Consider the following 13,245-nt stretch of genomic DNA (forward strand, 5'->3'; position numbering starts at 1 on the left):
GGAGAGGGATAGGCCGGCCGGCGTTGACGGTGTGGTCAGAATTTCAAGCACTGCCGCAGAGAGAGGACCTTGCTTCTATTCCGCTCCCAGGCGTGTTAGCGCCTCGCGTGTCGCGACTGACAAGGGCTCCAACTTGGTGGTAACAATAGCCCAAATGGCCTTGGGCTCCAATTGATCGTAAGCGTGGCGTATGGCGTTTCCAATCCCACGGATGCCGCGCCAATCCACGTCTGGCATCTGCTCCTCGGCGAAGTCGCCAAGTTTTATTGCCGCCTCCGATATTCTGAGCAGGCAGCGCTCGGTGGCATCCATCGTCCGGCGGTCAGCCAGATACGCGTGAAAATCCATGTCCACGGTATATTCCCGGATTACATCGATATTCTCGATGATATCCTCAAGGCGTTTGCTCGGTCTTTTAGAAGGCAACGACCCGATCCCGTTCAAGCTCGAGCCGCAGGCGCTCCTTTTGTACCGGTTCTGAAAGGACATCAACGCTCCGGCCGGTGATATCCTCGATCCGCTCCTTGACGATCTCCATTGTGCTGAAATAACCGAAACCGGACTGGATAACGCGATCCTCCAGCGATATCGCGACGTCGATGTCCGATTCGGGGCCGTCGTCTCCGCGCGCTACCGAACCGAAAAGCGACATATGCATGATGCCGGCAGCCTCGAATTCACTCCGGTGCTCCAGCAGTTTCGCGATGATCTCGTCCTTCGTCATGGCTTCATGCTACCATGACGGGCATCAGCCGTCGAGCGGTTCGGTGCCCTGGGGCTTGCCGGCGCGGTCGAGGCGAATCTTCTCGATGCGGTTCTCGGCGGCCGAGAGAAGCGTCTCGCAATGCTTCTTCAGCGCCTCGCCGCGCTCGTAGATCTCGATGGAGCGGTCGAGCGGCACATCGCCGCGTTCGAGGGCCGCGACGATCTTTTCCAGTTCCTCCACGGCCTGCTCGAAGGAGAGGGCGGAGACGTCGGGGGCGGGTGCAGTCATGGGGTCAGCCTCTCATCAGGCGGAAGATATGGGTGGCGGCGGATTCGGCAAGGCCTTCGAGGTCGTAGCCGCCTTCCAGCAGGCTGACCACCCGGTTGTTCGCCGATTTTTCGGAAAGGTCCATCAGCTTGCCCGTCGCCCAGTCGAAATCGTCGGCGACGAGGTTGATCTGCGCCAGCGGGTCGCGGTGATGGGCGTCGAAGCCGGCGGAAATGATGATGAGGTCCGGCCGGAAATCGGCGACGCGCGGCAGCACGCGCGAGCGGAAGGCCTCGCGGAAATGGTCGCTGCCGGTATCGGGCGAAAGCGGCGCGTTGACGATGTTGCCCGCGCCCGTCTCGTCCTTCGCGCCGGTGCCGGGATAGAGCGGCATCTGGTGCGTCGAGCAGAAGAGCACGGAGGAGTCGGCAAGGAAGATGTCCTGCGTGCCGTTGCCGTGATGCACATCCCAGTCGACGATGGCGACGCGCTCGGCCCCGTGGGCCCTCTGCGCGTGGCGGGCGGCGATGGCGGCGTTGTTGAAGAAGCAGAAACCCATCGCCTTCTCGCGCTCGGCATGGTGGCCCGGCGGGCGCGCGGCGACGAAGGCATTGTCCGCCTTGCCCGAAAAGACCGCATCGACCGCCGCGACCGCCCCGCCGATGCCCGTCAGCGCCGCCTGGAGGCTGGCGGGGCTCGCATGGGTATCGGCCTCGAAATGGTTGATGCCCTCTTCGGGGATCACGTCCATCACGGCGCGCAGGTGGCTTTCGGGATGGGCGAGCAGCACGAAATCCTCGTTCGCCTGCGGCGCGGTCTTGCGCGTCAGCGTGGCGAAGCGCTCGTGCTCCAGCGCAAGGTTCAGCGCGCGGATGCGGTCGGAGCGCTCCGGGTGACCCTCCGGCGTATGGTGCTCAAGGAAGATCGGGTTCTCGAAGAGAAACGTCGTCATGGCGGAAGGCTACCCATTGCGGTTGGCGAGGTCCACGGGAAATGGGCCGGTCCTTCCGCCTTTTCAACAGTCACGGCGCCAGAAGCAGTTTTCCCTTGCGCGCCGGATCCTCCTGCCGCGCAAGGGCCGCTGCAAGGTCGGAAAGCGGGAAAGTGCCGTCTATGGCCGAGCCGAGCACGCCGGCGCGGATCCCGGAAAAGCTGCGCGCGAAAGCGTCCTCGATGGCCGCGCGCGGGGCGGAATGCACCCAGTTGCGCAGCCAGAGGAACGAGAAGGCGACCGCGCCTCGCCGCTCCGAAACCAGCATCGGGTCGAGCTGTGCGCCGGAGAGCGCGCCGTACTGGATGAAGGCGCCGCCGGGACGGACCTGCCGGAAGAGCGCATCCCCGGCGGTCCCGCCGACGGCATCGAGCACCGCATCGGGCATCGGGGCGGACTGGACGGCGATCTCGCCGGAAAAGCCCTCCCGCAGCCGCGCGGCCGTGGCGGGGCCGCGCACCAGCGCGACCGGCCGGAACCCGGCGTCTGCCAGCAGCACCAGCAGCATCTTCCCGATGGCCGAGGCGGCGGCGGTGACGCCGACGCGCCGCCCGTCCGCCGCGCCGAAATGCGCGCTGACGGCCTTGACCAGCTGGAAGGCCGTCAGCGGGTTCACATAGGCCATGGCCGCCTGATCGTCCGAAAGATCGTCCGGCACGGCAAAGCACCATTCGGCGGGGCGGACGAGATATTCCTGCCAGAGCCCGCTTGCACCGATGGGCAGGACGCGCTGGCCGACGAAGAAGCGGGAGGCGGTTTGCCGCTCACCCCCCTCTGGCCTGCCGGCCATCTCCCCCACAAGGGGGGAGATTGGATGGAGCTCCGTCTCGCCCCTCTCCGGCGTTGCAGTTTGAGTGGGGCTCCCGCCTCCTGCCGATCTCCCCCCTTGTGGGGGAGATGGCCGGCAGGCCAGAGGGGGGTAGGCTTCCGCCACCCCATCCCCCATCCGCACGATCTCCCCCACGCCCTCGAATCCGGGAACGAAGGGCAGGGTCGTGCGGCTGCGATAGGCGCCGGTGACGGGGATGAGGTCGGAAGGGTTGATCGCCGCGCGGCGGATGCGGATCTCCACCTCGCCGGGTCCGGGCGCGATGCGCTCCGCCTCTTCGATGCCGACCGCTTGCCGGGGCTCGCCGAACGCTCTAACAACGGCACGAAGCATGGTTTGACCTTGGGACAAGACGTGGAACAGGCGGCAGACATCACGGTCGGCGAGGTCCGGATACCCTTCCGCGATATAGACATGCACGGCCATATGCACAATGCCGCCTATTACGCCCATGCCGAGGCGGCGGTGGCGGGCCTCTGGCGGCACCGCCCGCAGGGGGAGAACGACCCCGTCTATTTCGTCCGCAAATCCGGCTGCACCTTCCACCGCGGCCTGCGGCTGGACGATGTCGCCCGCTTCAAGGTCGCCGTCACGCGCATCGGCGCGACCTCGCTCACCTTCGCCGTCGCGATCACCTCGGAAGGCGCGCCGGTCGCGGACCTGGAGATCGTCTGGGTCGCCGTCGATCCCGCAACGCGCCAGCCCGTCAACGTGCCGCAGACGGTGCGCGACTGGTTGAAGGCCTTCCTTTCCTGACGCCTTTCACACGCGCCGGAAGAGCGCGGCGATCCCCATGCCGCCGCCGATGCCCATCAGTGCAAGCCCTTCCGTGCCCGCCGGAGCTTCCCGCATCTGTGCGAAAAGCCGCGTGACGAGGATCGCGCCGGATGCGCCATAGGGATGGCCGAGCGCCAGCGCCCCGCCGTCGCGGTTGACGGCTGCGGGATCGATGCCGAGCGCATCGAGGCTGGCGAGCACCTGCGCCGCGAAGGCCTCGTTGAACTCGACGAAGGGGATTTTCGCCGCATCGAGCCCGGGGTTGCGCACGGCAAGCTTTTCCATGGCCGGCACGGGGCCGAGGCCGAGCAGGTTGGGATCGAGCCCCGCCACCGCGCTGTCGACCACCTCCAGCAGCGGGGAAAGGCCGGGGGTGCGCGCTTCGGCCAGCGAGGTGACGAGCACCACGGCCGCGCCGTCGTTGACCGGGCAGGCATTGCCCGCCGTCACCGTGCCGTCCGGCCGGAAGACGGGCTTCAGCGCGGCGAGCCTTTCCAGCGAGGTGTTTTCGCGCGGGCACTCATCGCTGCGAATGTCCCCGACAGGCACCATCTCGCCGTCGAATCGCCCGGCCTGTTGCGCCGCCACGGCGCGGCGATGGCTTTCAAGCGCGAAGGCATCCTGCCGCGCGCGGGAGATGCCGGCATGGGCGGCGACGTTTTCCGCCGCGATCCCCATGTCCGGGTCGCCCACCGAATCGGGCGCCATGCGGGCGCGGGGCACGGGCTCCGGCGTGCCGCCCGGTTCTGCCGGCGGGCGGAAGCGCAGATGCGCCCGGCTGGTGCTCTCGGTGCCGCCGGCAAGGTAGAAGCGGCCGGCCCCGGCCGCGATCAGCCGCGCGGCAAGGGCGATCGCCTCCAGCCCCGAGCCGCATTGCCGGTCCACCGTCATGCCGGGTACGGAGACGGGAAGGCCCGCCTCCAGCGCGGCAAGGCGTGCGAGGTTTCCGGCACTGTTGGCCGCATTTCCGAGGATCACGTCGTCGACGGCACCGGGAGCAAGCCCCGTCTCGGCGAGGATGCGGCGGATGAGCGGCGCGGCAAGGCTTGCCGGCTCGACGGCGGCAAGCGACCCGCCCTTGCGGCCGATGGGCGTGCGGAACGCCGCGGCGATAACGGGAATGCGCGCGGGATCAATAAAGTCGTTCGAGCGCATCGCTGTCCTCCGCCACCCATTGCCGCACCGTCTTCGCCTCGACCTTGCCGGAGGGCGTGACCGGCAGGGCGCGGCAGAGCCACAGCTGGCGCGGCTGCTTGTAGCGCGGCAGCACGGCGCCCATCGCCGTCTTCAGCGCCGCCGCAGTGAGGCCGGGCGCCGCAGGCTCGATCACGGCGACGAGCTCGCTGCCGAGATCGGCATGGTCGAGGCCGAAGACATGGGCGGCCCGCACGCCGGCAAGGCCGGTCAGCGCCGCCTCCACCTCGGAGGGATAGATGTTGTTGCCGCCGGAAAGCACCATGCCGCCGGAGCGGCCGAGAAGATGCAGCGTGCCGCCCGCTTCGAGAAAGCCGAGGTCGCCCACCGTGGCGAGCGTACCGAAACGCGCCGGCTCCGCGCCGAGATAGCCGGTGGCGACGAGCGGGCTTTCGACGAAGATCGTCCCCGTCTCGCCGGCCGGCAGCGCCGCGCCCGCATCGTCGCGAACCGAAAGCCGCACGCCCGGAAAGGCCTTGCCGACCGCGGTGGAGGAGGCGGGATCGCCGGGCGCGGTAACGGTTATGAAGCCGAGCTCCGACGCGCCGTAATATTCGCGCAACGCCGCGTTCGGGAAATGCGCCGCGCAAAGCGCATGGTCGGCGGCCGTCAGCTTGGCGCCGGCAACGGTGACGGCCGAGACGGTGGTGACCGGCGCGCCTTCGCACAGCCGCCGCAACATGGTCGGCACCAGAACGAGACGGCGGATGCCCTCCGCCCGGATCGCCGTCCGTGCTTCCGCGGCATCGAAATGCCGGGCGGAATGGAAGGTCGCGCCGGCAAGCAGCGTCTCCGTCATTGCGTAGAGCGCAAGGCCATGGGCGAGGGGGCCGGGGGCATAGGTGCCGGTCTTGGCATCGATACCGAAGAACGGCGCGCCGCTCGCAAGGCTCACGCGCCAGGAGCGGCGGTCGCGGATGATGGGCTTCGGATCGGCGGTGGTGCCGGAGGTGAAGACGATGAGAAACGGCCCGTCGTCGTCCCCTTCCGGCAGCGAGCAGGGTGATAGCCCATGGCGTTCGGCGGGTGCCACCTGCCCCTTCTCCCCAGCGGGGAGAAGGTCGCGGCAGCGGGATGAGGGGGAGCCGCTGGCAAAATGCTGAAGCCTTGCCCCCTCATCCGACCCTTCGGGCCACCTTCTCCCCGGCGGGGAGAAGGGGAAAGAGGCAATGGCCTGCCCAATGCGATTTCCCTGCGGCAGCGGGGGAGCATCGGGTGCCGCGCTTTCGGCAAGCCGCAGCGTCTCGCCGCTTCTCGGGGCGGAAAGGAGGAGATCGGGGCCCTCGGCGGTGACGATCACGTCGGGAGCGAGCTTTTCGAGAAGGCGGCCGCGTGTCGCTTCCGGCAGGTGTGGGTCGATCAGCGCGGCGCAGGTGCCGCCGGCCGTCGCGGCGGCGAAGGCGGCGGGAAAGAGCGCGTGGTTGCCGGTGAGAAGCGCGACGAGCCGGGTTTGCGGCCCGATAAGGCTTGCGCCCGCCGGGGCGAGCGCCGCGAAGGCGGCATGGGCCTGCCGGGCGGTCGCGGCAAGGCTTCCATAGGAAAGAACCCGGCCCTCGATCTCAAAGGCCGGGTTTGCGGGGATGCGCGCGGCGTGCCGTTCGAGGGCGCCGGAAAGCGGCATCGGCTCAGGCGCGCTGCGGCAGCAGCGGATAGCCGGCGAGCACCGCCCGGCCGGCCAGCATGGCGACGAAGGCCTTGATGAGGTCGCCTGGCAGGAAGACGAGCGAGGCGGCGGCCGTCCCGAAGAAGGCCTTGCCGCTCATATAGGCGAGCCACGGAATGCCGAAGAGGTAGACGACCGCGATGCCGCCGACGACGGAGGCCGCAAGGAAGGAAAGGAACTGCGAAAGGTCCGCCTGGTCTTCCTTGACGAGGCGCTCGGCGATCAGGCCGCAGACATAGGCGCCGGGCACGAAGCCGACGAGATAGCCCGCGGTTGGGCCGGCGAAGACGGCAAGACCGCCGCGCCCGCCGGAAAACACCGGCAGGCCGATGGCGCCCAGCAGCAGCACGAGCAGCACCGCCGCCGCGCCGCGCCTTGCCCCGAGAATGCAGCCGGCCAGCATGACGCCGAGCGACTGCGCGGTGATCGGCACGGGGATGAAGCCGAGCGTGATCGGCGGCAGCAGGCCCAGCACCACGATGATGGCGGCGAAGAGGGCGACGAGGACGATGTCTCTGGTGCTCATGTCGAAAATTCCTCGAATGGACAGGATCGGGTGGGTGCTTAGTGCCGCCGAAAGCCGCGGGCGTCAATCGCCATGGCGATCGTATCGGCATCCTTCAGCGTCAGGATGATGAGCGGAACGAGCGTGGTGAGCGGGCGCACCGGCAGGCCGCGCGCCCGGTGCGCCTCGGCGATATCCCGGTAGCGCGAAAGGATTTCCGGCACGAAGCGGATGACGAGGCCGACCGCGAGGCTGACATCCGCCGCGCGGACGAAGCCGTAGCGCTCCAGCGGTGTGAGGAGCCGCGCGATCTCGTCCATGAAGGCGGAAATGCCGGTCGTCGCCGTGACGGCGGCGGCAAGCAGCACCAGCGCGGCAAGGCGGCAGAAGACGACGGCGGCCTCGTGCGGCGAGACGAAGACATAGTTGGCGCCGGCGACGAGAAGCACGGTGAAGAGGACGAACCGCGTGCGCCGGAACGCTTGCCCGGCACCGATGCCCGTCGAAAGCAGCAGCCCCGCCGAAAGCGCGAGTGCCGGCACCAGCAGGCGAAGGTCCGAAACGACGAAGAGCCCGACGGCGGCGGAAAAGAGCAGGACCAGCTTGCCGCGCACCGGCATGCGGTGGAGCGGCGAATCGCCTTCGATGTCGAGCGCGTTCAGCATGCCGCGATCTTCCGGTAGGCGCCGATGGCCTCCGCCGGGCGCGAATCCGCCACAAGCCGGCCCTCGTGGAAGACCAGCACCCGGTCGAAGCCCTCGATGAGGGCGAGGTCGTGCGTGATGACGATGACCTGCTCGGGCAGGCCTGCGACGGTGCGCTCGATCAGCGCGCGGTTCTTCAGGTCGAGCTGGTTCGTCGGCTCGTCGAGGATCAACAGGTCCGGCCCGGTGACGAGCACGCTGGCGATGGCCGCAAGCTGCGTCTCGCCGCCCGAAAGCTCGTGGACGCGGCGGCGGGCGAGATGGGATATGCCGAAGCGGGCAAGGATCGCCTCCGTCCGCTCCGTGATCTCCGTCTTGGCAAGGCCCCGGTTCTTCAGGCCGAAGGCGATATCCTCGGCAAGGATCGGCAGGATCATCTGGTGCTGCGGGTTCTGGAAGATGAAGCCGGTCTTTCCCCGCGCGGCCTTCTCGTCGGCCACGGTATCGAGCCCGTCCACCGTCACCGTGCCCTCGGTGGGCTTCACCAGGCCGTTGATCAGGCGCGCCATCGTCGTCTTGCCGGACCCGTTGAGGCCGACGATGCCGATGCGCCGTTCGGAAAGCGCAAGGTCCAGCGGATGGAGCGCGACACGCCCGGCATAACGCACCGTGGCGGCGGTAAAGACGATATCCAAGAGCGGTTCCCGGTTCGCAGAAATTCGCGGCGAGCTATAACACGACGGGCGGTAAAGGAAACCGCGGGGGCGATTGCATGTGGATTGAAGACCCCTCCTCACAGTGGGAAAGGGTATCGCCTATGGCAGGCGGCTGCCTCTTCCCCTTCTCCCCGGCGGGGAGAAGGTGGCCCGAAGGGTCGGATGAGGGGGCAAGCGTGCTGTAGTGCGCCAGCGGCCCCCTCATCCCGCTGCCGCGACCTTCTCCCCGAGGGGGAGAAGGGGGCAGGCGGCACCTGTCGAAGTCCATATGCGATTGCCCTGTCCCGTGTTGGGGGAGATGCCGGCAGGCAGAGAGGGTCTTGAACATGGAAAGAAAACCGGGTGGAACAAACCGGGAATATGTGCCTATCATCCGGCATGACGATTCTCCTTTCCAATGCCGAGGCCCGGCGCATCTTCCTCGCCCGACAGGGGCTCAGCGCGCCGCCCGGCCGCATGCTCGGCAAGGCGGGCCTGTTGCAGCTCATCCACGATATCGGCTTCGTGCAGGTCGACAGCATCGCCACCGTGGAGCGGGCGCATCACCAGATCCTCTTCTCGCGCAACCAGACCTACCGGCGCGAGCACCTTGCCGAGCTTCTCGAAGAGGACGGCGAGCTCTTCGAGAACTGGACGCACGACGCCTCGATCATCCCGAGCGCCTTCTTCCGCTACTGGAAGCACCGCTTCCGCCGCGAGGACGAAACGATCCTCGAGCGCTGGCGAAAATGGCGCGAGCCGGGCTTCGAGGAAGCGTTCGGGGAGACCTATGAGCGCATCGCCTCGGGCGGCGCGGTGCTGTCGCGCGAGTTGAAGGCGGAGGACCACAAGTCCGGCGGCTGGTGGAACTGGCACCCGAACAAGACCGCGCTGGAATATCTCTGGCGCACCGGCAAGGTGGGGATCGCAAGGCGCGAGAATTTCCAGAAGGTCTACGACCTCGTCGAGCGCGTGCTGCCGCCGCATCATCATGCGCCCGATGTCGACCACGACGCCTTCGTCGACTGGGCCTGCCGCAGCGCGCTCGAAAGGCTAGGCTTTGCCACGCACGGCGAGATCGCCGCCTTCTGGGCCCTCATCTCGCCCGACGAGGCGAAGGCCTGGGTGGAGGCGCACCGCGACGAGCTGCGCCCCGTCTCCGTCGAACCGGCGGACGGCGGCAAGCCGCGCGCCTCGCACGCCTTCGCCGGCTTCCCGGACAGTCTCGGCGACATCCCCGAACCGCCCCAGCGCCTGCGCGTCCTGTCGCCCTTCGATCCGCTGATCCGCGACCGGAACCGCACCGAGCGGCTCTTCGGCTATTTCTACCGCATCGAGGTCTTCGTGCCGGAGCCGAAGCGGCAATACGGCTACTACGTCTTCCCGCTCCTGGAAGGCGACCGCCTTGTCGGCCGCATCGACATGAAGGCCGACCGCAAGGCCGGCACCCTCGACGTCAGGCGCCTCTGGTGGGAACCGAAGGTCCGCGCCTCGGCGGGGCGGATGGAGAGGCTGGAGGCGGAACTGGCCCGGCTTGCGAAGTTCACGGGTGTCGAGGACGTGCGCTGGCTGGAGGGGGCGTAGTACCCCTCATCCGCCTGCCGGCACCTTCTCCCCGCAAGCGGGGCGAAGGGACATGCGGCGCCGCCTCACACTATTCGGAAACTCGGGAAGCCGGCCCGGCAATCCCCTTCTCCCCGCTTGCGGGGAGAAGGTCGCGGCAGCGGGATGAGGGGCGGCCATGCCGCCGGATATGCGCCTCAGCAGAGATCCGTGGACGTGATGCGGATGCCGAAGCCCTCGAGGCCGACATAGTGGCGCTCGCGGGAGGCGAGGAGGCGGATGGAGCTGATGCCGAGGTCCTTGAGGATCTGCGCGCCGAGGCCGATTTCCAGCCATTCGCTTTCGCGCGCCTGCGCCTCGTCGTGGCCCTCGCGGTCGTGCTTGCCCTTGCGCGCGGTTTCGGACTGGCCGACGCCGACCGAGCCTTCGCGCAGGTACACGATCACGCCGCGGCCTTCGCCGGCGATGCGCTTCATGATGGCGTCGATCTGCCGATCCGCGCCGAAGACGTCGCCGCCGACATTTTCGAGGTGCAGGCGCACCGGGATGTCGACGCCGTCGCGGATGTCGCCGAAGACGACGGCGAGGTGCTGCATCGGGTCCCAGGGCAGGGTGTAGGCATAGGCCCTGGCCTTGCCGCCGGGCGTGTCGATGTCGAAGCTGCCGACCTGCTCGATCAGCGTTTCCTTGCGCTGGCGATAGGCGATGAGGTCGGCGACGGAGACCTGCTTGAGGCCGTTCTTCTCGGCGAAGCTGGAGACCTGCGGGCCGCGCATCACGGTGCCGTCGTCGTTGACCAGTTCGCAGATGACGCCGATCGGCGGCAGGCTCGCCAGCTTGCAGAGGTCGACGGCCGCCTCCGTATGGCCTGAGCGCATCAGCACGCCGCCCTCGCGGGCGACGAGCGGGAAGACGTGGCCGGGGCGCACGAAGTCGCTCGGGCCGACATTCGGATTGGCGAGGTTGCGCACCGTCAGCGTGCGGTCGTCGGCCGAAATGCCGGTCGTCGTGCCGTGCTTGAAATCGACGGAGATGGTGAAGGCGGTGGTGTGGGCCGAATCGTTCTCCGCCACCATGGCGTTGAGGTTGAGGCGCTTGGCCTCCTCGCGCGGCATGGGCGTGCAGACGATGCCGGAGGTGTGGCGCACGATGAAGGCCATCTTCTCCGGCGTGCAGTGCACGGCGGCGACGATGAGGTCGCCCTCGTTCTCGCGGCCGTCGTCATCGGTGACGACGACGATCTCGCCGGCCTCGAAGGCGCGGATGGCGTCGACGACACGCTTCTGGTCGTAGCTCATGGCAGAATCCTATTTCAGGCGGCCGGTCTGGCCGCGGTCGCGGAGGTAATGGTCGGCAACGGCGCAGGCAACCATGGCCTCGCCGATGGGCACGGCGCGGATGCCGACGCAGGGATCGTGGCGGCCCTTGGTGCGCACGTCGACATTGTTGCCGTCGGCGTCGATCGAGCGGCGCTCGGTGAGGATCGAGGAGGTCGGCTTGATGGCGAAGCGCGCGATCATCGGCTGGCCGGTGGAGATGCCGCCGAGGATGCCGCCGGCATGGTTGGACAGGAAGATCGGGTTGCCGTCGTTGCCCATGCGCATCTCGTCGGCGTTCTCCTCGCCGGTGAGCTCGGCCGAGGCGAAGCCCTCGCCGATCTCGACGCCCTTGACGGCGTTGATCGACATGAGGAGCGCGGCGATATCCTGGTCGAGCTTGCCGTAGATCGGCGCGCCGATGCCGGCGGGAACGCCCTCGGCGACGACTTCGACGACCGCGCCGATGGAGGAGCCGGCCTTGCGGATACCGTCGAGATACTCTTCCCAGACGGGCACGATGGCGGGATCCGGGGCAAAGAACGGGTTGTTGTTCACCTCGGCCCAGTCCCAGTTGTTGCGGTCGATCCTGTGCTTGCCGATCTGCACCAGCGCGGCGCGCACGACAAGGCCGGGCACGACCTTGCGGGCAAGGCCGCCGGCCGCGACGCGCGCGGCCGTCTCGCGGGCGGAGGAGCGGCCGCCGCCGCGATAGTCGCGGATGCCGTATTTGACGTCATAGGTGTAGTCGGCATGGCCGGGGCGGTAGCGCCGGGCGATCTCGCCGTAGTCCTTGGAGCGCTGGTCGGTGTTCTCGATCAGCATGGAGATCGGCGTGCCGGTGGTGATCATCGTTTCGCCGTCCTCGTCCGGCATCACGCCGGAGAGCACCTTGACGAGGTCGTCCTCGCGGCGCTGCGTGACGAAGCGCGACTGGCCGGGCTTGCGCTTGTCGAGCCAGGCCTGGATTTCGGCGAGCGTGAAGCGGATGCCGGGCGGGCAGCCGTCCACCACGCAGCCGAGCGCTGGCCCGTGGCTTTCGCCCCAGGTGGTGACGCGGAAAAGATGACCGAAGCTATTGTGCGACATGAGCGGACCCGGACCCGATGGGAAGTGCGCCCTCTCTTAGTGGAAAAGGCGGGGGAGGGACAAGGGTTTCGCGCAAGCGAAGCGGTTTTGGCGATAGAACCCCCCTCTGCCCTGCCGGGCATCTCCCCCACAAGGGGGGAGATCGGCAAGATGCAAGCCTATCGCTTCATCTGATACGCCGATGATGGGCGAAACATTGCTCCATCCAATCTCCCCCCTTGTGGGGATTGTTCATCTTGGACTCGCGAGGCGCTTTCTTGCGATGAAGATGTCGATTGTGATCTGAAGCATTTCGAGTGACTTGGAGGCCCGTTTTGTTTTTCGATTGAATCGGGCCAGCATGTCGCGGAACGAGGCGTTCGAGGACTCGATGAGATGGGTCTGCGCCTTGGTCTGCCGATGCGGCTCGGTCGCCTTGATCCGCTCGAAGGCCAGATGATGGCAGGAGTTGGCGTCGGTGAAGATGGCGCCGATCTGGCCGACGGCGGCCTTGGCCAGATCGTAGATGGCGATGGCGCTGCGCACGCCCTGGTCGCCGATATGGTATGCGACGACCCGGCGTTGGCGACGGCTATAGGCCGTCCAGATCACCGCCCGCCGCTGTTTTTTTGGACATAGGTGTAGATCTCGTCCATCTCGATGACATCGGGTATCCCGGTGTCGGTCGGCTCGGCCTGGGCCAGCTTGTGCTGCAGGACCGCATGCTCCTTGCGGATCCAGTTCAGCACCGTCGCGGGCGAAGCACGAAGCACCCGGCCGATCGCCCGAATGCCCATGCTGTTCATGTACATCTCGATCGCCATGGCCTTGGTCTGGGCGCTGAATTTGGGCGGGCTGTCGGTGCTATAGCGCCCGCAGGCGCGGCATCGGTAGCGTTGATGCCCGGCCTTGCTGCCGCGCTTGATCAGATCTGTGCCGCCACAGCTTGGGCAATCCATCGTGGGCCTCCCCGCAAATCACCTCTATAACAGAATCCAAAAAGCGGTCCGGGTAAACAGTCCCCCCC

The 13,245-nt window shown here is 67.6% G+C and carries 16 protein-coding genes; 2 read left to right on the top strand and 14 right to left on the bottom strand.

Annotated elements, in window-relative coordinates; all coding sequences use genetic code 11:
• Positions 1-75 precede the first annotated feature (75 nt).
• The 5 genes from ACZ5TO_RS03215 to ACZ5TO_RS03235 form a co-directional block, all read right to left on the bottom strand.
• Entirely contained in the window at positions 76-348 is a 273-nt protein-coding gene (locus tag ACZ5TO_RS03215; protein ID WP_464800324.1) for a HepT-like ribonuclease domain-containing protein, read from the bottom strand.
• A gap of 67 nt (positions 349-415) precedes the next feature.
• The gene (locus ACZ5TO_RS03220; RefSeq protein ID WP_464799516.1) at positions 416-724 is read right to left on the bottom strand and encodes a nucleotidyltransferase family protein; all 309 of its coding nucleotides are present in this window, start codon (positions 722-724) and stop codon (positions 416-418) included.
• Between the two features lie 24 nt (positions 725-748).
• Positions 749-994 (bottom strand): exodeoxyribonuclease VII small subunit, encoded by a 246-nt coding sequence (locus ACZ5TO_RS03225; protein WP_184146247.1) that lies wholly within the window; start codon positions 992-994, stop codon positions 749-751.
• 4 nt (positions 995-998) lie between these two features.
• A complete protein-coding gene (locus tag ACZ5TO_RS03230; RefSeq protein WP_464799517.1) occupies positions 999-1,925 on the bottom strand; it encodes a histone deacetylase family protein in 927 nt (308 codons plus the stop codon).
• A gap of 70 nt (positions 1,926-1,995) precedes the next feature.
• Positions 1,996-3,126, bottom strand: coding sequence for a zinc-dependent alcohol dehydrogenase family protein (locus tag ACZ5TO_RS03235; protein WP_464799518.1), 1,131 nt, complete (start codon positions 3,124-3,126; stop codon positions 1,996-1,998).
• A 21-nt stretch (positions 3,127-3,147) separates the two neighbouring features.
• On the opposite strand from ACZ5TO_RS03235, the gene ACZ5TO_RS03240 reads away from it, so the two are divergent.
• On the top strand, positions 3,148-3,549 hold the full coding sequence (locus ACZ5TO_RS03240; protein WP_464799519.1) for an acyl-CoA thioesterase: 402 nt from the start codon (positions 3,148-3,150) through the stop codon (positions 3,547-3,549).
• Positions 3,550-3,555: 6 nt separating this feature from the next.
• Here ACZ5TO_RS03240 and ACZ5TO_RS03245 read toward each other — a convergent pair whose 3' ends face one another.
• Genes ACZ5TO_RS03245 through ACZ5TO_RS03265 form a run of 5 tightly spaced genes read right to left on the bottom strand, consistent with a single transcriptional unit; the run spans position 3,556 to position 8,271 of the window.
• Complete coding sequence (locus ACZ5TO_RS03245) at positions 3,556-4,725, bottom strand: thiolase family protein (protein ID WP_464799520.1); 1,170 nt, start codon at positions 4,723-4,725, stop codon at positions 3,556-3,558.
• Positions 4,703-6,385, bottom strand: coding sequence for a class I adenylate-forming enzyme family protein (locus ACZ5TO_RS03250; RefSeq protein WP_464799521.1), 1,683 nt, complete (start codon positions 6,383-6,385; stop codon positions 4,703-4,705). Before ACZ5TO_RS03250 ends, ACZ5TO_RS03245 begins: the two co-directional genes overlap by 23 nt.
• A 4-nt stretch (positions 6,386-6,389) precedes the next feature.
• Positions 6,390-6,953: a biotin transporter BioY gene (locus ACZ5TO_RS03255; protein ID WP_464799522.1), complete on the bottom strand. Its 564-nt coding sequence runs from the start codon at positions 6,951-6,953 to the stop codon at positions 6,390-6,392.
• 38 nt (positions 6,954-6,991) lie between these two features.
• A complete protein-coding gene (locus ACZ5TO_RS03260; protein WP_464799523.1) occupies positions 6,992-7,597 on the bottom strand; it encodes an energy-coupling factor transporter transmembrane component T family protein in 606 nt (201 codons plus the stop codon).
• Positions 7,591-8,271: an energy-coupling factor ABC transporter ATP-binding protein gene (locus tag ACZ5TO_RS03265; RefSeq protein ID WP_464799524.1), complete on the bottom strand. Its 681-nt coding sequence runs from the start codon at positions 8,269-8,271 to the stop codon at positions 7,591-7,593. Before ACZ5TO_RS03265 ends, ACZ5TO_RS03260 begins: the two co-directional genes overlap by 7 nt.
• Positions 8,272-8,670: 399 nt before the next feature.
• Between ACZ5TO_RS03265 and ACZ5TO_RS03270 the strand changes: the two genes are divergently transcribed.
• The gene (locus ACZ5TO_RS03270) at positions 8,671-9,855 is read left to right on the top strand and encodes a winged helix-turn-helix domain-containing protein (protein WP_464799525.1); all 1,185 of its coding nucleotides are present in this window, start codon (positions 8,671-8,673) and stop codon (positions 9,853-9,855) included.
• 176 nt (positions 9,856-10,031) lie between these two features.
• Here ACZ5TO_RS03270 and ribB read toward each other — a convergent pair whose 3' ends face one another.
• The 4 genes from ribB to ACZ5TO_RS03290 all read right to left on the bottom strand — a co-directional run bounded on the left by ribB (position 10,032) and on the right by ACZ5TO_RS03290 (position 13,177).
• Positions 10,032-11,132 carry a 3,4-dihydroxy-2-butanone-4-phosphate synthase gene (gene ribB / locus ACZ5TO_RS03275; protein ID WP_464799526.1) on the bottom strand — a complete coding sequence of 367 codons (1,101 nt, stop codon included), beginning with the start codon at positions 11,130-11,132 and terminating at the stop codon, positions 10,032-10,034.
• A 9-nt stretch (positions 11,133-11,141) separates the two neighbouring features.
• Positions 11,142-12,239, bottom strand: coding sequence for a chorismate synthase (gene aroC, locus ACZ5TO_RS03280; RefSeq protein ID WP_464799527.1), 1,098 nt, complete (start codon positions 12,237-12,239; stop codon positions 11,142-11,144).
• Positions 12,240-12,470: 231 nt separating this feature from the next.
• The gene (locus ACZ5TO_RS03285; protein WP_464799528.1) at positions 12,471-12,830 is read right to left on the bottom strand and encodes an IS1 family transposase; all 360 of its coding nucleotides are present in this window, start codon (positions 12,828-12,830) and stop codon (positions 12,471-12,473) included.
• Positions 12,827-13,177 carry an IS1 family transposase gene (locus ACZ5TO_RS03290; RefSeq protein WP_184140593.1) on the bottom strand — a complete coding sequence of 117 codons (351 nt, stop codon included), beginning with the start codon at positions 13,175-13,177 and terminating at the stop codon, positions 12,827-12,829. The genes ACZ5TO_RS03285 and ACZ5TO_RS03290 overlap by 4 nt, the downstream gene beginning before the upstream one ends.
• Between the last annotated feature and the right edge of the window lie 68 nt (positions 13,178-13,245).

It is taken from the genome of Shinella sp. Sh6 (assembly GCF_055392685.1).